Raw genomic sequence first — 17,956 nt, 5'->3', positions numbered from 1 at the left:
TTTCACATTTGAAAAAGCAGGTTGCATAAGCCCCCTGCTCAATTTGTCGAATTCAATGAAATTAATTGATAGGTAATTTGGGTTGTTTTCTCCTGCCATTCCACTTTCTTAATAACTGCCGTTCCACTGGAATCACTTTGAATCGTTTTTCGGACTTCAATAGGAATGTCAATTGGATAGAGTCTGTATCCTTCTTTTACTAAATGAAATAGGTTTTCTTCAACACGTTTTTCATTTCCTTTTGTTACAATCATTGTATTTAGCTCTAGAGGCATGCCCATATGATCCACTCCTCTGCTTATTGGTTACTTCCATTCTATCATCTTTTGATTTGATTTTTCATCCAATTCGATAAATCATGGACAATTTTTCTATTTTTTGCAGGAGGAAAGTAGTGGGTATACAAATCGAAATACCAAGACTCCACTTGCTTATTTAATGCTTTTAATCTTCGCTCAAGACGATAGGCGTGTTCAACCGAGACATTATGGTCGTTCACACCATGGATAATTAAAACAGGCACTTCTAACTCCGTTAATTGATATAGTGGAGTCCTTTCCTCATACCGTTCAGGAAATTTTTCAGGAGTACCGCCAATCACCCTTTTCATCATCCTCCGTAAATCAGTACGCTCCATATAGGTCAAGGCCATATCACTCACCCCTCCCCACGTAACCAGTGAAGCTGCTTCAGGAAATTGAATTCCTGTTAAAAGCGCCATCACCCCTCCTCGTGAAAAACCAAAAATATGAATATGCTTAACCTGTGGAAGAGATTTTAACAGGAAAAAGGCGGCAAAAGCATCCTCCCTGTCCTCACCGGCAAAATCCTCATTGCCCTCACCGCCTTGATTTCCACGGTAAAACGGAGCAAAAACAATAAATCCTTCTGCTGCAAATTGGGCAATCCGTGCCGGTCTGACTCTTCCAACATTTTTAATCCCGCCGCGTAAATACAAAAACCCCTCATTTGTTTTTTCATATTTTGGTTCAGCCAGCATTCCTTTTACCTTTAATCCATTTGAAAGGTAGGTAATCAGCTTCAGCTCCACATTTGGATTCGGAGAAGGAAACCGGCTTATCTCTATAATCTTGCCTATTTCCGCCATTCAGTACCTCTCCCTTCATTTTTTATTTCAAAAATATGTAACTGGGCATTCACACATTTTTTTCCACTTCATACGATAATGTAAGCAAAACCAGCCCAGATTTTTCCGAGATTAGGAGGTACATTATGAAAAAATGGTTAAAATTCAGTTTCTCCATATTGACGATTGCTATTCTTATCGTCTCACTTGCTGCCTGCAATAATAATACTACGAAGCCAAAGAAACTGGAAAAAGTTCGCTTAGCGGAAGTGACACGCTCAATTTTTTATGCCCCCGAATATGTTGCACTGGAAAAAGGATTTTTCAAGGATGAAGGATTGGATGTAAAGCTGACCACTACTTTTGGCGGCGACAAAACGATGACGACCTTACTCTCCGGTGGTACTGACATTGCCCTTGTAGGGTCGGAAACTTCGATTTATGTTTACACCCAAGGCGCCAGCGATCCAGTGATTAACTTCGCTCAATTAACGCAAACGGATGGAACCTTCCTTGTTTCCCGTGAAAAAATCGATAACTTCTCATGGGATATGCTGAAAGGAAAAACCTTCTTGGGCCAGCGTAAAGGCGGTATGCCACAAATGGTTGGCGAATTTGTTTTAAAGAAACACGGGATTGATCCGCACAAGGATTTAAAATTAATTCAAAATATTGACTTTGCAAATATTTCTAGTGCTTTCGCCTCAGGAACTGGTGATTTTGTCCAATTATTTGAGCCAACTGCAAGTATTTTTGAAAAAGAAGGGAAAGGCCATATCATTGCTTCTTTTGGCACGGAATCAGGTCATGTCCCCTATACCTCCTTTATGGCAAAACAAAGCTATATGAAAGACCATAAAGCAACGATTGAAAAATTCACAAGTGCGATTTATAAAGCACAACAATGGGTAAAAACGCACAGTACAGATGAAATCGCTAAGGCCGTACAACCGTATTTCCAGGATACTGACTTTGAAATCATTAAAATGGTGGTCGATCGGTATAAGAATCAAGGCTCATTTGCGACAGACCCGATTCTTGATGAAGAAGAATGGAATAATCTCCAAACCATTATGAAAGAGGCAGGCGAACTGCCGAAACAAGTGGATTACAAAACACTGGTCAATACGAGCATTGCTGAAAAAGTGATTAAAAAATAATTGTCTCCGAAGTCAAATTTTCAAAAAAATACTGAAGGAGCGGTCCGATGAGTTTCTTAACCATTAATGAAATCCATCATACCTATTTGACAAAAAAATCCGTGACCACGGCCCTCTCCGATGTTTCTTTAAAAATCGAGGAAGGAGAATTTGTCTCCTTCCTCGGCCCAAGCGGCTGTGGAAAAACAACCCTTTTGTCTATTATTGCCGGTTTACTCAAACCAACCCATGGAAAGGTACTGCTTGAAAATAAGCCTGAATCTACGAACATACATCAAATTGGTTATATGCTTCAGCAAGACTATCTGTTTCCTTGGAAAACAATTGAAGAAAATGTCCTATTGGGACTAAAGTTATCAGACCAGCTTAATGAAAAATCAAAGTCTAAAACGTTACAGCTTTTAAATCAGATTGGTCTTCATGGTGTGGAGAAACAATTGCCAAAACAATTATCTGGCGGAATGCGGCAGCGTGCTGCCCTTGTAAGAACTTTAGCAACAGAGCCTAAGCTATTAATGCTGGATGAACCCTTTTCAGCGCTTGATTATCAAACTAAGCTAAAGTTAGAGGATTTAGTTGCAGGTACATTAAGAGAGTTAAACAAGACCGCGATCCTTGTTACACACGATATCGGAGAAGCCATTGCCATGAGCGACCGGATATTTTTGTTTTCTTCTAAACCCGGCCGGCTCCATAAAACTTTTCAAATGCCTAATGAATTAAGAATCGCATCCCCTTTTGAAGCTCGTAACCACCCATTATATCCCAACTTATTCGAGACCATTTGGAAGGAGCTGGAGTCCCTTGAATCCTAATAAAGTAAAACAGCTTCACAAGGAATATCTGCGTGTCTTAAGGGTTGAAAATAGATGGGTGCGATTTTACCAGTTGTTAATATTTCTGTTATTTTTTATAGGTTGGGAAATTGCAAGCAGGCTCCATTGGATTGATCCGCTCATTTTTAGTTCCCCTTCAAAAATTTGGCTGTTATTTTTAGAAAAACTTCAAGATGGATCACTGCTTGATAATACGATTGTTACCTTAACAGAAACCGTGTTTGGTTTTATCCTGGGGACATTGCTTGGTACGATTATCGCTGCAATATTATGGTGGTCACCAATGATTTCAAAAATACTTGACCCCTATCTGGTTATTTTAAACGCATTACCGAAAGTTGCCCTTGGTCCAATTTTAATTGTGGCTTTAGGTCCCGGTTATCCTTCAATTATTGCAATGGGAGTCATTATATCTGTTATTGTAACAACCATTGTGATTTATACATCCTTTCGCGAAGTAGATCCGAACTATATCAAAGTCCTGCAAACATTGGGGGCCACCCGATTTCAATGCTTTAAAGAGGCGATTCTGCCGGCAAGTTTTCCAACTATTATCTCAACTTTAAAAGTAAATGTCGGTTTATCATGGGTAGGAGTAATTGTGGGTGAATACCTTGTTTCGGCGAAAGGTTTAGGTTATTTAATCATTTACGGTTTCCAAGTGTTTAATTTTACCTTAGTAATGCTGTCACTGCTGATCGTTGCGGTTTTAGCAACGGTGATGTACCAAATTGTTGATTTTATTGAGAAAAAATTAATAAAAGAATAGCGGAAAGATATCGCTATTCTTTTTAGTTTTTCTATTCAAGCAAAAACAATCGTTTTATTACCATGAACAAGTACTTTATCTTCAACATGCCAGGAAACCGCTTCGGCAAGAACCCTTTTTTCCACATGGCGTCCAGCAGTCTTAAGATCCTCAACCGTAAAACGATGATTAATCCGCTGTACATCCTGTTCAATGATTGGTCCTTCATCAAGATCATTCGTAACATAATGGGCAGTTGCGCCGATTAACTTCACGCCTCTGTTAAACGCTCTCACATAGGGATTTGCTCCAACAAATGCCGGTAAGAAAGAGTGATGGATGTTAATGATTTGATTTGGGTAATGAGAAATAAAATTAGGGGAGAGTATTTGCATATATCTTGCCAGGACAATAAAGTCTATTTCCCCATTTAACAGTTCTAATGCTTTCTGTTCGGCCTCATCTTTGGTTTCGTGCGACATTGGGATATGATAAAAAGGGAGGCCATACGACTCCACTTCCTCTTTTAAATCAGGATGATTACTGATTACCATAGAGATGTCTACCGGGATTTCCTTTGATTTCCACCGCCACAAAAGCTCGGTTAGACAGTGGTCCGCTTTGGAAACAAAGATTGCCATTCGCTTTCTTTTTTTATTGGTGCTTAACTGCCAATCCAAAGCATGATCCCGCCCCATCATATCCAGATCCTGTTCAAGTTTTTCAAATGAAGAATCTAATTCTTCCACTTCGAACTCAATCCGCATAAAAAATACACCTGAGTGTGGATCTGTTGTGTGTTGATCAAAATGAACAATGTTCGCTTTATGTTCTAATAAAAAATTCGTTACGGTTGAGATAATACCTGGCTTTTCTGGACAGGAAATTAATAATACTGCACGGTTTGTCTTTACTTTTGTGATCAATTCTCCCACCATCCTTTTGGCTGTGAATTATGTAGTTATCGTATTATGAATGAATTGCCTTTCCATCTACAGCTAATGCTGCTTCTCCGATTGCTTCGGCTAATGTAGGATGTGGATGGATTGTATGAGCAATATCCATTGCAGTTGCATTTAGCACACGGGCAAGACCAAACTCGGTAATCATATCTGTTACATGAGGACCCACCATATGCGCTCCTAACAGATTATTCGTTCCTTCCTCAACAACAAGTTTGACAAATCCGTCTGATTCACCAAAAACGAGGGCCTTACCGATTGCACGAAATGAGAATTTACCGGTTTTTACCTGAAATCCTTTTTCCTTTGCTTCATCTTCTGTAAGTCCAACACTTGCTACCTCAGGACTGCAGTATACACATTTTGAAACGAGAGTTGGGTCAAGTGCATTTGGACTTTCTCCAGCTATATGTTCAACAGCAATGATTCCTTCATGTGAGGCAACATGAGCAAGCTGCAAGCCGCCAATGACATCACCAATTGCGTATATGTTCGGTTCTTTTGTTTGATAGAAATCATTTGTTTTAATAAAAATTCCATTCATTTCAATGGCCGTTTTTTCAAGCCCAATTCCTTCTGTATTTGGCAATCTCCCTACGGATACTAAAAGTTTATCGGCAGAAAATAACGTTTCTTTCCCTTTATGCTCTGCCTTGATCGAAACACCATCACCTTTTTCAAGCGTTTCTGGGAGAACTTTTGCCCCTGTGACGATTTTTACGCCTTTTTTCTTTAGTAAGCGCTGAATTTCCTTTGAAACATCTTTATCTTCTGTCGGTAAAATACGATCAGCATATTCAAGGACAGTAACCTGTGTACCGAAGTCCACAAGCATCGATGCCCATTCAATTCCAATCACACCACCGCCAACAATAATGATAGAATTTGGAAGTGTTTCCATTTCCAGGGCTTCATCTGATGTCATCACATACTTTTCATCTGCCTCCAAGCCATAAAATGTTCTTGGCCGGGATCCTGTTGCAATTAAAATATTCCTCGGGCTTACAATGATTTCTCCGCCATCATTGTTTAATTCAACTAAAACATCTCTTGACTCCAAGATACTGCCTTTTCCATCATAAACATCGATTTTTCCTTTTTGCATTAGATGTTGGATACCCTTAAAAAGGCGGTCCTGAATTTCTTCTTTCCGGGCTTGTACTTTTGAAAAATCAAGTCCAATTTCAGGGGCAATGACGCCAAATCGCTCTGCATTTTTTGTTTGAGAATATAATTCTGCACTTCTTAATAAGGCTTTGGTTGGGATACATCCTGCATGAAGGCATGTTCCACCGATTTTTCCTTTTTCAACAACTGCCACTTTCAACCCTAATTGAGATGCACGAATGGCAGCCACATAGCCTCCTGGCCCGCCTCCGATAACCACAATATCATATTCTTTTGTCATTTTCGTTTCTCCTATTCACAATACCTATAATTCCTACAGGAAAACTATGATTATAAGTAATAAAATTAGATGGTGCTCATTGCATTTTAAATCATAATCAGGTCCCCATTAACCGATTTCAATTGCACAAGCACTTGAGGTAAAGCTGTCTCCTACTAGAAAACCCTGTTCGTCGAGATAATCAATTTCAGCTTCTTCATCTAAATAGCGTTTAGTAAAACGATCCAGCCGAATTTGTATTTCATCCATCTCGATGCATAAATCGTTTCGACGCGGTTCATCAAAAACAATTGAAAACTTAACGGACATCCCGCAGCCCCCTGTTACATCCGCATCAATCCGAGGAATTTTCCCTTCAGTCTCAATTAGCTCTTTAAGTTTCTCTATCGCTGCATCTGTCACTTTTAACTTCATAGAATCCCCTCCTCTTCTCTTAATCACCTATTTATCTTTATTGCGCATTCACTTTTGCTGCATTGACCTGTTCATCTGCATGATAGGAGGAGCGAACAAGCGGACCCGCTTCGCAATGACTAAAACCTTTTGACATGGCGATTATTTTTAGTTCTTCAAATTCTTGCGGACTCCAATATTTTTGGACTTTTAAATGATGTTTAGTAGGCTGCAAATATTGTCCAATGGTCATAATATCCACATTGTTGTTGCGAAGATCATCCATCGTCTCGAGAATTTCTTCTTTTGTTTCGCCAAGCCCAATCATAATGCTTGATTTTGTTGGAATAGCAGGATTCATTTCTTTTGCGCGCCGCAAAAACTCAAGGGAACGTTCGTATGTAGCCCGGGCACGAATTTTTGGTGATAAACGTTTCACCGTTTCAATATTGTGATTTAAAATATCCGGCTTTGCATCCATTAATGTTTTTAAATTTTCATATTTACCATTCATATCGGACGGAAGGACTTCAATGCTGCAAAATGGGTTACGTCTCCTTACGGCTCTTACCGTTTCTGCAAAAACCCCGGCTCCTCCATCTTTTAAATCGTCACGGGCAACAGCTGTAATCACGACATGCTTTAATCCCATCATCTCCACTGATTCCGCCACTCGTTCCGGCTCTTCCCAATCAAGCTCTGTCGGAAGCCCTGTTTGAACCGCACAGAATCGGCAGGCACGTGTACATACACTTCCTAAAATCATAAAGGTTGCCGTTTTTCTCGATGCCCAGCATTCATGAATGTTCGGACATTTTGCTTCTTCACAAACTGTATGAAGCTTTTTTTCACGCATCATCGTTTTTAAGCCAGTATACTGCTCATTCGTATTTAATTTTATCTTAAGCCATTCTGGTTTACGGACATACTCGGTGGCCATCCTATTCACTCCTATGTACGGTACATATAATCTGCTTAACTTGAAAGTTATCTGTGCAGGGTAACCCCCCGCACAGATAACTAGTTTTATACGTTAACAGTTTCTTTTTCTTTCACTGCCGATGCCTCTTTTGTATAACGCAAAATCGGTTGTCTCGCTGCCTGCACTTCATCCAATCGGCCAATCACCGTTGTATGTGGTGCCTCTAATACAATACCTGGGTTTTCTTCAACCTCTTTAGCAATTTGAATCATCACATCAGCAAATGCATCCATTGTTTCCTTTGATTCTGTTTCAGTTGGTTCGATCATCAAACATTCCTCAACATTTAGCGGGAAGTAGATGGTTGGCGGATGATACCCAAAATCTAGCAGACGTTTGGCCATATCAAGTGTTCTGACCCCCAACTTCTTCTGTCTTGATCCGGATAAAACAAATTCATGCTTGCAAACTTGTGAATACGGAGCTTCAAAATATGGCTCAAGCTTTTTACGAAGATAGTTCGCATGAAGGACGGCCCCTTCAGAAACCTCACGCAATCCAATTGGTCCCAATGTACGAATATAAGTGTATGCACGAACTAAAATTCCAAAGTTTCCATGATAGCCTTTTACACGGCCAATAGATAATGGATAATTTGAATTCAACACAAATTTATCGCCGTCTTTTTCAACGCGTGGAACAGGTAAATAAGGAAGAAGGAATTCCTTAACACCAACAGGACCAGCACCAGGACCTCCACCACCGTGTGGACCAGTAAATGTTTTGTGAAGATTTAAATGCACGATATCGAAGCCCATTGATCCTGGAGTTGTTTTTCCTAAAATCGCATTGGCATTCGCACCATCATAGTATAGTAATCCGCCTGCTTCATGAACTACAGCAGCAATTTCTGCGATTTCTTGCTCAAATAAACCAAGTGTATTAGGGTTTGTTAACATTAATGCAGCGGTATCACTATCAACATGTTTTTTTAATTCATCTAAGTTAACTAGTCCATTTTCGTTTGATGGAATCGTTACTGTCTTAAATCCTGCAACACTCGCACTAGCAGGATTTGTACCATGAGCGGAGTCTGGAACAAGAACTTTCTTTCTAACTTCACCTTTTTGCTCATGGTAAGCTTTAACCATCATTAATCCAGTCCATTCACCTTGAGCACCTGCAGAAGGCTGTAATGTTACTGCATCCATACCAGTGATTACAGCTAACTCTTCTTGTAAATTATATAAAAGCTCTAATGCACCTTGTACAGTTTCACTTGGTTGATATGGGTGAATACGGCTTAAACCTGTTAGACGTGCCACATCTTCGTTAATTTTCGGATTATATTTCATCGTACAAGATCCAAGAGGATAGAATCCATTATCAATCCCATGGTTTTTATTTGAAAGTGCAGTATAGTGACGAACAAGTTGAAGCTCGGATACTTCAGGTAGTTCTGCTGCTTCATCACGAATTAAATGTTTTGGAAATTTATCTTGTAAATCAACACTTTTAACATCACTTTTCGGAAGGCTGTACCCTACACGACCTGAACGACTGATTTCAAAAATTAGATCATTATATTCAACCATTTACAACAGCCTCCAATGCTTCTACAAATTTGTCTATCTCTTCTTTTGTACGTTGTTCTGTTACCGCAATCAGCATTTGATTGTCAAATCCGTAATCAATTCCTAAGTCATAACCACCAATGAGCCCTGATTCAAGAAGCTTAGTGTTAACTTCTTTAACTGGGCGTGGAAGTTCTACAACAAATTCATTGAAGAATGCTGATTTGTTTAAAACGTTAAAGCCTTTGTTTTGAAGAGACTTTGCCAAGTAGTCAGCTTTCTCAATATTTTGCTGTGCCATTTCACGAACTCCATTCTTTCCTAATGCTGACATGCAAATAGAAGAGGCAAGAGCATTTAGTGCTTGGTTTGAACAAATATTAGAAGTCGCTTTATCGCGGCGAATATGCTGCTCGCGAGCTTGCAAGGTTAATACAAATCCGCGTCTTCCTTGTTCGTCATGAGTTTGTCCTACAATACGTCCAGGAATTTTACGCATATATTTTTGTTTAACAGCAAAATATCCGCAGTGCGGGCCGCCAAAGGACATAGGAACACCAAGTGGCTGCATATCTCCGACAACAATATCTGCTCCAAGTTTACCAGGTGATTGTAATAGAGCTAAAGCAAGCGGGTTTGAACTTACGATGAAAAGAGCACCAACTTCATCAGCGATATTCTTAATTTCTGTTAAATCTTCAATAGAACCAAAGAAGTTTGGATATTGAACAATAACAGCAGCCGTGTCTTTATCTACTTGTGCTTTAAGTTGTTCTAAGTCTGTTACATCTGTAGCAAGACTTACTTCTTCAACTGAATATTCTTGACCCTTTGCAACAGTGTTTAAAATTGCACGTGATTCAGGATGAACAGCTTTTGAAATAACTACTTTTGAACGTCTTGTAGAAGCAACAGCAAGTGAGGCAGCTTCTGCAAGTGATGTAAAGCCATCGTACATGGAGGAGTTGGCCACATCCATTCCTGTCAACTCACAAACCATCGTTTGGAATTCAAAAATTGCTTGTAATTCCCCTTGGCTGATTTCTGGTTGATATGGTGTATAAGCTGTATAAAATTCTGAACGTGAAATCATATGATCAACAACACTTGGAATGTAATGATCATATGTACCCGCGCCTAGAAAAGTTGGATATTGATTTGCATTTAAATTACGGGCGGCAAGTTGGTTCATTTTCTTCATTAAAAGAGGTTCTGGATCCGCTTCTGGAATAGTTAATTCACCTTTTAAGCGAAGTTCAGATGGAATATCTTCAAATAATTCTTCAATTGAAGACATTCCTAAGAAATCGAGCATTTCCTTTTTATCTTGTTCCGTATCAGGGAGATATCTATAAGTATTCGCCATCTTATTCCTCTCCCTCTTCACTAATAAACGCTTGGTACTCATCTTCATTTAAAAGAGATTCCAGCTCTTCTGGACATGACATTTCCACTTCTATTAACCAGCCTTTTCCAAAGGGAAATTCGTTAATTGTTTCTGGAGCATCTTCTATCTCCTCATTGATTCGAACTACTGTACCTGATACTGGAGAGAAAATATCAGAAACTGCTTTAACCGATTCGATTGTTCCCATTGATTCATCCGCTGTTACTTCATCATCAACTTGTGGATTTTCAACAAATACGATATCTCCCAGCTGTTTTTGTGCATAATCAGAAATCCCAATTCGTACTCGATTGCCTTCTAATTGTAAAACCCACTCGTGTTCCTTGCTATATAGTAAAGTTGCGATTGCTTTTGTCATTATATTTTCTTCCTTTCAGCTGTTAATTAGGATTAAATAATATAAAAATCATTTTTTGTATAGTAGGAGGCTGCCTGCCGCCCGTTAGTGAGTTTTTCAGAGTATCTTATTACTCTATTAACCTCTTTTATAGAATGGTGTTTTCACAACAACTGCATCAATCAGCTTATTACGGATTTCTACTTTTAACGGTGTTCCTACTTCAGCATGTTCCGTTGAAATTAGAACAAGTCCAATGCTTTTCTTTAAAGATGGTGATTGGGTTCCCGATGTAACAACACCGATTTCCTCTCCAGTTTCCGAAAAAATCTTATAACCATGGCGTGGAATCCCGCGTCCTGTGACTTCAATCCCTACTAGTTTTCGTTTTAATCCCGCTTCTTTTTGAGCCACAAGCGAAGCTTTCCCGATAAAATCACTTTCTTTTTTCAGTTTTACGGCAAAGCCGATTCCTGCTTCGAGAGGATTAATATCACTTAACAGTTCTTGACCATAGAGTGCAAGTCGAGCTTCTAAACGAAGTGTGTCCCGGGCACCAAGTCCACATGGCTTTAAGCCGTCTTCACTACCGGCTTCTAAAAGCTTTTCCCAAAGAATTTCCGCTTGATTAGCAGAGAAATATAGCTCAAAACCATCTTCTCCTGTATATCCTGTACGGGATACGAGTACATCTGTAGCCCCGCCAAGGTCGATATGTTGAGCAAATTTAAAGGAGCCTATTTCAGCTAGTTCGGTTCCAGTCAACTTTTGTAAAATCCCTTCCGCCTTTGGACCTTGGATGGCAAGCTGAGCGATTTCATTCGAAATATTTGTGAGAGTCATATCTCCTTTTGCATGCTGCTTCATCCATTCAAAATCTTTATCGATGTTAGCTGCATTTATAACGAGTAAATATTTTTCATCCTCCAATTTATAAACTAATAAATCATCGACAGTTCCCCCGTCTGGATAACACATTGCGGTATACTGCGCTTGATTAATACTAAGCTTTGTTACATCGTTTGTAACCAGGTAGTTGATATAGCTCTCTGCATCTTTTCCTTCAACCAGTACTTCACCCATATGTGAGACATCGAAAAGGCCTGCTTTCGTCCGGACCGTCTCATGCTCATCTAATATACTGGAAAATTGTACTGGCAATGCCCATCCGCCAAAATCAATGACCTTTGCACCAAATTTTTTATACGTTTCAAACAGTGGTGTTTGCTTTAATGCTGTTTCAATTCCCATTGATTTACCTCCTATGTTCTCCTGCAAAATAGCCGTTCCTTTACCTGCTTACCAGTTTCAGTCGTTGCCAGACCTCCAAGAGCTGTCTCCCTTAGTGTTCTGGGCATATCTTTTCCAATCCTATACATCGCTCCAATTACTTCATCACAAGGAATCCGGCTTTCAATCCCCGCAAGGGCCATATCGGCTGCCGAAAACGCGATGGAAGTCCCAATCACATTCCGTTTAATGCAAGGCACTTCAACAAGGCCGGCCACCGGGTCGCAAACCAAACCTAAAAGTGACTTCATGGCAATGGCTGTGGCATTCACAACTTGCTGTGGTGTGCCTCCTTTTAACTCAACGATTGTTCCGGCAGCCATGGCTGTGGCCGATCCTACCTCAGCCTGGCACCCTCCAGCCGCTCCTGAAATGAAAGAACGGTTTGCAATGACTAACCCGAGCATACTTGCTGTAAACAATCCCATCACTAAATCTTTAAAAGGTGTTCCGTCATTTTTATGAAGCGAAAACAATACTCCAGGTAAAATGCCAGCTGCCCCTGCAGTTGGTGTCGCTACAATGACCCCCATCCGGGCATTATTTTCGGAAGTTGCCAACGAAAAAGCCATGGCATTACTAATATAATTTCCTGACAAAGCTTTTCCTTGATTCATATAATCATACATTTTCACAGCATCGCCGCCGGAAATACCACTTGGTGCAGCAGAATCATCTTTGATCCCGCTGTCAACAGCTTCTTTCATTTTGATTAATCGCTCTTCCATCATGGCAATAATGGTTTCTTTGTCTCTTCCTGATTTTTCTGCTTCTATCATCAACATCATTTCGCCTATTGTTCTTTGCTCTTTTTCACAAGCTTCAATCAGCTCTCTCATGGACTGAATTTCCATTAAATTGCCTCCATAAGTACTTTCTTAATCGGTTGATAAGGGCGGGCAAGCGCTTTAAAATCATCGCCAGCACTTAAACGTATATCCACCATCTTGTCGTTAATCAGAAAAATCTTAGATAAGCCGCCGCCAAGTGATACGCCGCCAACCTTAACAACATCATCTCCGTACTTTGCTGTTACAATTGTTATATTGGGGTGGTCATAATATTCGCACTCTTCAGCAAATTCAAATTGGTACTTCATGCCATATTCTTTAGCCCACACCAATGAATTTTTAATGCGCTGATCATCGGTATCCATCCCAAGTAATCCGCCAAGAAGCGCTTTATCTGTTCCATGGCCTTGATAAGTTTCGGCAAAAGAATCATAAAATACAATATTTGCTTCTTGTGGACAATCTCCCAACAGTTCGTAAATAAACTTTCCGATTGATACGACTCCAGCTGTATGAGAACTCGACGGTCCCACCATGATTGGACCGATAATGTCAAAACAACTCTGAAATTCCATCCCAAATTGCCCCTTTCTTACACTGGTACTGCCTGCTGAAATAACGGATAAGCGTCACAAATCGTTTTTGTTGTTTCCATTGCTTTCTCAAGTACGACTTTGTCCCCTTTGCTCTTCAGAACGGCGGCAATGACTTTACCAATTTTCACCATCTCATCCTGCTTCATACCACGTGTTGTTAAAGCGGCTGTTCCCATCCGAATTCCACTCGTAACAAATGGTTTTTCCGGGTCATATGGAATCGTATTTTTATTAACGGTAATGCCCGCTTCTTCTAATAATTTTTCTGCTTCTTTTCCGGTTAAATTCCACGGACGTAAATCTAAAAGAACAATATGATTATCTGTTCCCCCAGAAACAAGGGCAGCACCTTCATTTTTTAATGTTTCGCCAAGTGTTGCTGCATTTTCAATGACTTGTTTTACATATTCCCTAAAGCTTGGCTGCAATGCTTCATTGAATGCTACCGCCTTGGCCGCAATAATGTGCATGAGCGGACCGCCTTGTATCCCTGGGAACACCGATTTATTAATGGCTTTTATGATGTCTTCATCATTGGTTAAAATAATGCCGCCACGTGGTCCTCGGAGCGTTTTATGCGTAGTGCTTGTTACAACATCAGCATATGGAACTGGAGATGGATGAAGGCCAGCGGCAACAAGGCCCGCAATATGCGCCATATCTACCATGAATTTAGCGCCAACTTCATCAGCAATTTGTCTAAAACGTGCGAAATCAATTACTCTAGGGTAAGCACTTGCCCCTGCAATAATCAATTTTGGTTTTTCTCTTTTTGCAATCTCTTCCAGTTCATCATAGTCAATTAATTGAGTATCCTCTCTTACACCATAGGACACAATTTCAAACCATTTCCCTGATACGCTGACAGGACTTCCATGAGTTAAATGCCCTCCATGTGAAAGGTTCATCCCCATGACCTTATCACCAGGCTGCAGCAATGCATAAAATACTGCAAAATTTGCTTGTGCACCTGAGTGTGGCTGGACATTTGCATATTTAGCGCCAAACAGCTCTGTTAGGCGATCTATCGCTGTATTTTCTGCTATATCAACAAATTCACAACCTCCATAATAGCGCTTTCCTGGATAGCCTTCAGCATATTTATTCGTCATCACACTACCCATTGCTTCTAACACATCTTGGCTAACGAAGTTTTCAGATGCGATTAACTCCAATGTTTGAAGTTGGCGTTCCTGTTCTTTCCTAATTGCTTCAAAAATAGTTGAATCATTTTGTTGTAATCCCATTTTTAGTCCTCCTTTTAATGGTTCAACTACCCTTTGATGTTTCAAACATGGAATTAATCATCCGAATCACTGCAGATTTATTCCAAGTAAATCGATAGAAACACTCCTTTTTTTGCACGCAAAAAAGGACAGAAAAGGGTAGCATAAAGATTGCTTTACCCTTCTCTGTCCTTTTACCTGAGAGTTTAGTTCCGATTTATAAATCGAACCTTCCCCTTTGGTGGCATAATTGTATATGCGCTCTCCAGAGGTGCGTCCAATTGTGGTTCCATCTACCTGAGAGATTAATTCCAAGGGTCTTTTTGGAACTTGCTCCTTCGGTGGCGTGTTAAATTGCACTCTCCCACAACCGTCATCCGCTCTATTTTTTTGTTATTATCAGAATAATCGCTAACATAATCTTCGTCAAGTATTTTCTAAATTTTTTTGAAAGCGGTTAACAGTAGGATTTTTTTAAATTGCGATTAATTTTCCGCAACTTTTTTCAAATGATCAGGATGGTTTTCCTTCATATTCCGTACCTTATAAATAGCAATTAGCAAAATAAACCAAACAGGTGTAACGAACAAGGCAACACGAGTATCTTCCGCAAGTGCAAGCACGACAAGAACAAATGCAAGAAATGCAAGAATCAAGTAATTGGATACAGGATAAAACGGCAACCTAAATTTGTTTACTTTTGCCAAATCCGGTCTTACTTTTCGGTATTTCAAATGGCTGATAACTGTAATTCCCCAAATAAAGATGAAACACACAGTAGAAATACTTGTAATCAGTGTAAATACGCCTTCTGGCATCACATAATTCAAAATAACGGCAATGAGAATGACAACTGTTGAAAAAAACAAAGCATTAGAAGGTATTTGTCTAGAAGTTAGTTTCGCGAATGGTACAGGTGCATTTTTATCTTTTGCAAGTGAATAAACCATCCGGCTAGTGCTGAAAATAGCGCTGTTACATGCTGAAGCTGCAGAAGTAAGGACGACAAAATTAACGATACCGGCAGCAGCTGCGATACCAACCGCTACGAAGACTTGAACAAATGGACTTTTCGCCGGATTTATGGCATTCCAAGGATAAATACTCATAATGACAAACAGTGCACCAAGGTAGAAAATAAACACACGGATTGGAATATTATTGATCGCTTTTGGGATAACCTTTTCCGGGTCTTTTGTTTCACCGGCTGTAAGTCCGACAAGTTCAATCCCTGTAAACGCAAACACCACCATCTGGAAGGAGAGGATAAACCCATTTATTCCATTTGGGAACATGCCGCCATGGCTCCATAAATTTGTGACACTGGATGGTCCCGAATTTGTAGAGAAGCCTTTAATAATCATGACAAGACCGACGAAAATCAGAGCTAGGATTGCGATTACTTTGATTAATGCAAACCAAAATTCCATTTCACCAAAAAGTTTAACAGTTGTAAGGTTCATAATTAGTAAAATAACAAGGGCAATTAATCCTGGCATCCACTGTGGTACATTAGGAAGCCAATACTGCGTATAGAGACCAACTGCTGTTAAGTCTGCCATTGCAATGGAAATCCAGCAAAACCAATAGGTCCAACCGGTGATAAATGCTGCCATATTCCCTAAATAGTCTCTTACAAAGTCAACAAAAGAATGATAGTTCAAATTAGTTAAGAGTAGTTCGCCAAGTGCACGCATAATTAAAAAGCAAATGATACCCGTAATCATATAAGCAAATAAAATCGAAGGTCCTGCCAAATGAATAGATTTTCCTGCCCCAAGAAATAACCCCGTTCCGATTGCTCCGCCAATGGCGATCAACTGAACGTGCCTGTTCTTTAAACCCCTCGCTAATTGCTGTTCCTGCATAAATCCCCCTCTTTTCCTAATTTTTTTGAACTGTGAATGCACTCTCAAAATATTTCAGTAAATCCAACCTATTTTCCCTTTACCTCCTTTTTAACAACAAGGCTGTGTTAAACTTGTCTGTTGATTTCCGCTCCTGGCACTTCGCTTTCAGCGGGCGGTCCGGGGAGCCTCCTCATCGCTTACGCTCCTGCGGGGTCTCCCCTGCCCCGTACTCCCGCAGGAGTCTTCGTGCCTTCCGCTCCAATCAACAGGGTTAAAAAATATACAATGGCCTTTAACACAGCCCATAACAAAAAAAGGACAGAAGAAGGCAATGTTTCTACCTTCTCTGTCCTTTTACCTGAAAGTTTCCTGCCAAAAAGCAGATCCCCTTTGGTGGCATTTAAAGTACTATGCACTCTCCAGAGCTACGTCATGTACTGGTCCCTATTACCTGAGAGATTTATTCCAAGGATTTTATGGAATTTGCTCCTTCGGCGGCAACATTCGTTACTCTCTCCCAATACACTCAACCGTATAGTATTAAATTGTCGAATAATCGAAAAATTGAAAGCGGATTCACAAAGTAATATTCTCATAGACTCGTTTCTTTGTCAATTAAATTATAAATAAAATTTTGAATTTTTCCATTTTTAATAGTGCCGCTATTCTTTTAGTTTTTAGCTAAATTTGCCTGTTGATTTCCGCTCCAGGCACTTCGCGCACCTTAGGGCGGTCCGGGGAGCCTCCTCGTCGCTACGGTCTCCCCTGCCCCGTACTCCCGCAGGAGTCTTCGTGCCTTCCGCTCCACTCAACATAGTTAAAAAATCACCAATGGCTTTTAACATAGTCTAGTTTTTTATACCGTTATCAATGTGTTTGAGACATTCCTCTACTACTTGATCCTTCATGATGAAGCTGAATTCATCTTCAAACCGCTTCTGTAAAAGATCTCCTTTTATAAAAACTGGTCCATTTGTTTCGTAATATGTATTTGTTTTACTAATTGAATCTACGTTCCCGTGAAATACGGCTTTTACGAACTTCCCTTTTGGGTCTGTTACCCTGTATTCCCCGATTTTTATTAGCTCTCCAAGGACCGCTCCCGTTTCTTCAAAAACTTCTCGCCGTGCCGCATCTTCTAAGGTTTCTCCCGTCTCCATTTTACCTCCCGGAAATTCGAAGCCGCGCTTTTTATGATGAGTTAAAACCCACCCATCCTCATATTGGCAAATCACTAAAACATGTTTCGGGATCTCTGGAAAACTTTTTTCGGAAAATGATAACTCAACTTTATTCCCATTTTGATCGATAAACTCTATCATTTCATTACCGCCTATATCCATTGATTCTTTCATTATAATCAATTCT

Annotated in this window: 19 protein-coding genes and 2 riboswitches; of the genes, 3 read left to right on the top strand and 16 right to left on the bottom strand. The window is 40.0% G+C overall.

All coding sequences use genetic code 11. The features are described from left to right. Positions 1-38: 38 nt before the first annotated feature. Positions 39-281 (bottom strand): DUF2584 domain-containing protein, encoded by a 243-nt coding sequence (locus tag BIV60_RS15885; RefSeq protein WP_071356681.1) that lies wholly within the window; start codon positions 279-281, stop codon positions 39-41. 38 nt (positions 282-319) lie between these two features. Next, positions 320-1,108, bottom strand: a complete 789-nt coding sequence (locus tag BIV60_RS15880; RefSeq protein WP_071356680.1) for an alpha/beta hydrolase family protein — start codon at positions 1,106-1,108, stop codon at positions 320-322. A gap of 125 nt (positions 1,109-1,233) precedes the next feature. Here BIV60_RS15880 and BIV60_RS15875 point away from each other — a divergent pair, with 125 nt between their 5' ends. Genes BIV60_RS15875 through BIV60_RS15865 form a run of 3 tightly spaced genes read left to right on the top strand, consistent with a single transcriptional unit; the run spans position 1,234 to position 3,852 of the window. Further along, positions 1,234-2,247 (top strand): ABC transporter substrate-binding protein, encoded by a 1,014-nt coding sequence (locus tag BIV60_RS15875; protein ID WP_071356679.1) that lies wholly within the window; start codon positions 1,234-1,236, stop codon positions 2,245-2,247. 47 nt (positions 2,248-2,294) lie between these two features. Further along, positions 2,295-3,062: an ABC transporter ATP-binding protein gene (locus BIV60_RS15870; RefSeq protein ID WP_071356678.1), complete on the top strand. Its 768-nt coding sequence runs from the start codon at positions 2,295-2,297 to the stop codon at positions 3,060-3,062. Next, on the top strand, positions 3,052-3,852 hold the full coding sequence (locus BIV60_RS15865; RefSeq protein WP_071356677.1) for an ABC transporter permease: 801 nt from the start codon (positions 3,052-3,054) through the stop codon (positions 3,850-3,852). The genes BIV60_RS15870 and BIV60_RS15865 overlap by 11 nt, the downstream gene beginning before the upstream one ends. Positions 3,853-3,887: 35 nt before the next feature. Here BIV60_RS15865 and purU read toward each other — a convergent pair whose 3' ends face one another. From purU to ytkD, 14 genes are all read right to left on the bottom strand, one after another. After that, a complete protein-coding gene (gene purU, locus BIV60_RS15860) occupies positions 3,888-4,757 on the bottom strand; it encodes a formyltetrahydrofolate deformylase (protein WP_371261549.1) in 870 nt (289 codons plus the stop codon). Positions 4,758-4,800: 43 nt separating this feature from the next. After that, positions 4,801-6,201 (bottom strand): dihydrolipoyl dehydrogenase, encoded by a 1,401-nt coding sequence (gene lpdA / locus BIV60_RS15855; protein ID WP_071356675.1) that lies wholly within the window; start codon positions 6,199-6,201, stop codon positions 4,801-4,803. Positions 6,202-6,309: 108 nt separating this feature from the next. Beyond that, the gene (locus tag BIV60_RS15850) at positions 6,310-6,615 is read right to left on the bottom strand and encodes an iron-sulfur cluster biosynthesis family protein (protein WP_071356674.1); all 306 of its coding nucleotides are present in this window, start codon (positions 6,613-6,615) and stop codon (positions 6,310-6,312) included. Positions 6,616-6,652: 37 nt separating this feature from the next. Next, positions 6,653-7,534: a lipoyl synthase gene (gene lipA, locus BIV60_RS15845; RefSeq protein WP_071356673.1), complete on the bottom strand. Its 882-nt coding sequence runs from the start codon at positions 7,532-7,534 to the stop codon at positions 6,653-6,655. A gap of 86 nt (positions 7,535-7,620) precedes the next feature. Next, complete coding sequence (gcvPB, locus tag BIV60_RS15840) at positions 7,621-9,111, bottom strand: aminomethyl-transferring glycine dehydrogenase subunit GcvPB (protein WP_071356672.1); 1,491 nt, start codon at positions 9,109-9,111, stop codon at positions 7,621-7,623. Further along, positions 9,104-10,456, bottom strand: a complete 1,353-nt coding sequence (gene gcvPA, locus BIV60_RS15835; RefSeq protein WP_071356671.1) for an aminomethyl-transferring glycine dehydrogenase subunit GcvPA — start codon at positions 10,454-10,456, stop codon at positions 9,104-9,106. The genes gcvPB and gcvPA overlap by 8 nt, the downstream gene beginning before the upstream one ends. Before the next feature lies 1 nt (position 10,457). Beyond that, positions 10,458-10,856, bottom strand: a complete 399-nt coding sequence (gene gcvH, locus BIV60_RS15830) for a glycine cleavage system protein GcvH (RefSeq protein ID WP_071356670.1) — start codon at positions 10,854-10,856, stop codon at positions 10,458-10,460. 117 nt (positions 10,857-10,973) lie between these two features. After that, entirely contained in the window at positions 10,974-12,086 is a 1,113-nt protein-coding gene (gene gcvT, locus BIV60_RS15825) for a glycine cleavage system aminomethyltransferase GcvT (protein WP_071356669.1), read from the bottom strand. 11 nt (positions 12,087-12,097) lie between these two features. Further along, positions 12,098-12,979, bottom strand: a complete 882-nt coding sequence (gene sdaAA / locus BIV60_RS15820) for an L-serine ammonia-lyase, iron-sulfur-dependent, subunit alpha (protein ID WP_071356668.1) — start codon at positions 12,977-12,979, stop codon at positions 12,098-12,100. Further along, positions 12,979-13,491 (bottom strand): serine dehydratase beta chain, encoded by a 513-nt coding sequence (locus BIV60_RS15815; protein WP_071356667.1) that lies wholly within the window; start codon positions 13,489-13,491, stop codon positions 12,979-12,981. The genes sdaAA and BIV60_RS15815 overlap by 1 nt, the downstream gene beginning before the upstream one ends. 17 nt (positions 13,492-13,508) lie before the next feature. Continuing rightward, on the bottom strand, positions 13,509-14,759 hold the full coding sequence (gene glyA / locus BIV60_RS15810; protein ID WP_071356666.1) for a serine hydroxymethyltransferase: 1,251 nt from the start codon (positions 14,757-14,759) through the stop codon (positions 13,509-13,511). Positions 14,760-14,914: 155 nt separating this feature from the next. Further along, positions 14,915-15,017, bottom strand: a riboswitch (glycine riboswitch). 206 nt (positions 15,018-15,223) lie between these two features. Further along, on the bottom strand, positions 15,224-16,606 hold the full coding sequence (locus BIV60_RS15805) for an amino acid permease (RefSeq protein WP_071356665.1): 1,383 nt from the start codon (positions 16,604-16,606) through the stop codon (positions 15,224-15,226). A 179-nt stretch (positions 16,607-16,785) separates the two neighbouring features. Then, positions 16,786-17,004 carry a hypothetical protein gene (locus tag BIV60_RS29765; protein WP_071356664.1) on the bottom strand — a complete coding sequence of 73 codons (219 nt, stop codon included), beginning with the start codon at positions 17,002-17,004 and terminating at the stop codon, positions 16,786-16,788. A 12-nt stretch (positions 17,005-17,016) separates the two neighbouring features. Then, positions 17,017-17,118, bottom strand: a riboswitch (glycine riboswitch). Between the two features lie 318 nt (positions 17,119-17,436). Further along, on the bottom strand, positions 17,437-17,943 hold the full coding sequence (ytkD, locus tag BIV60_RS15795; RefSeq protein ID WP_371261547.1) for an RNA deprotection pyrophosphohydrolase: 507 nt from the start codon (positions 17,941-17,943) through the stop codon (positions 17,437-17,439). Positions 17,944-17,956 lie beyond the last annotated feature (13 nt).

This window comes from Bacillus sp. MUM 116 (genome assembly GCF_001866655.1).
GTDB lineage: Bacteria > Bacillota > Bacilli > Bacillales > Cytobacillaceae > Neobacillus.
This window is presented reverse-complemented; position numbering and strand designations above follow the sequence as displayed.

Excerpts from the sequence above, each read along its gene's own strand:
- BIV60_RS15870 (WP_071356678.1), top strand. The coding sequence starts at position 2,295 with ATGAGTTTCTTAACCATTAATGAAATCCATCATACCTATTTGACAAAA.
- sdaAA (WP_071356668.1), bottom strand. The coding sequence starts at position 12,979 with ATGGAAATTCAGTCCATGAGAGAGCTGATTGAAGCTTGTGAAAAAGAG.
- BIV60_RS15850 (WP_071356674.1), bottom strand. The coding sequence starts at position 6,615 with ATGAAGTTAAAAGTGACAGATGCAGCGATAGAGAAACTTAAAGAGCTA.
- gcvPA (WP_071356671.1), bottom strand. The coding sequence starts at position 10,456 with ATGGCGAATACTTATAGATATCTCCCTGATACGGAACAAGATAAAAAG.
- BIV60_RS15805 (WP_071356665.1), bottom strand. The coding sequence starts at position 16,606 with ATGCAGGAACAGCAATTAGCGAGGGGTTTAAAGAACAGGCACGTTCAG.
- gcvH (WP_071356670.1), bottom strand. The coding sequence starts at position 10,856 with ATGACAAAAGCAATCGCAACTTTACTATATAGCAAGGAACACGAGTGG.
- glyA (WP_071356666.1), bottom strand. The coding sequence starts at position 14,759 with ATGGGATTACAACAAAATGATTCAACTATTTTTGAAGCAATTAGGAAA.
- gcvT (WP_071356669.1), bottom strand. The coding sequence starts at position 12,086 with ATGGGAATTGAAACAGCATTAAAGCAAACACCACTGTTTGAAACGTAT.
- BIV60_RS15880 (WP_071356680.1), bottom strand. The coding sequence starts at position 1,108 with ATGGCGGAAATAGGCAAGATTATAGAGATAAGCCGGTTTCCTTCTCCG.
- lipA (WP_071356673.1), bottom strand. The coding sequence starts at position 7,534 with ATGGCCACCGAGTATGTCCGTAAACCAGAATGGCTTAAGATAAAATTA.
- gcvPB (WP_071356672.1), bottom strand. The coding sequence starts at position 9,111 with ATGGTTGAATATAATGATCTAATTTTTGAAATCAGTCGTTCAGGTCGT.
- BIV60_RS15815 (WP_071356667.1), bottom strand. The coding sequence starts at position 13,491 with ATGGAATTTCAGAGTTGTTTTGACATTATCGGTCCAATCATGGTGGGA.
- ytkD (WP_371261547.1), bottom strand. The coding sequence starts at position 17,943 with ATGAAAGAATCAATGGATATAGGCGGTAATGAAATGATAGAGTTTATC.
- BIV60_RS15875 (WP_071356679.1), top strand. The coding sequence starts at position 1,234 with ATGAAAAAATGGTTAAAATTCAGTTTCTCCATATTGACGATTGCTATT.
- BIV60_RS15885 (WP_071356681.1), bottom strand. The coding sequence starts at position 281 with ATGGGCATGCCTCTAGAGCTAAATACAATGATTGTAACAAAAGGAAAT.
- lpdA (WP_071356675.1), bottom strand. The coding sequence starts at position 6,201 with ATGACAAAAGAATATGATATTGTGGTTATCGGAGGCGGGCCAGGAGGC.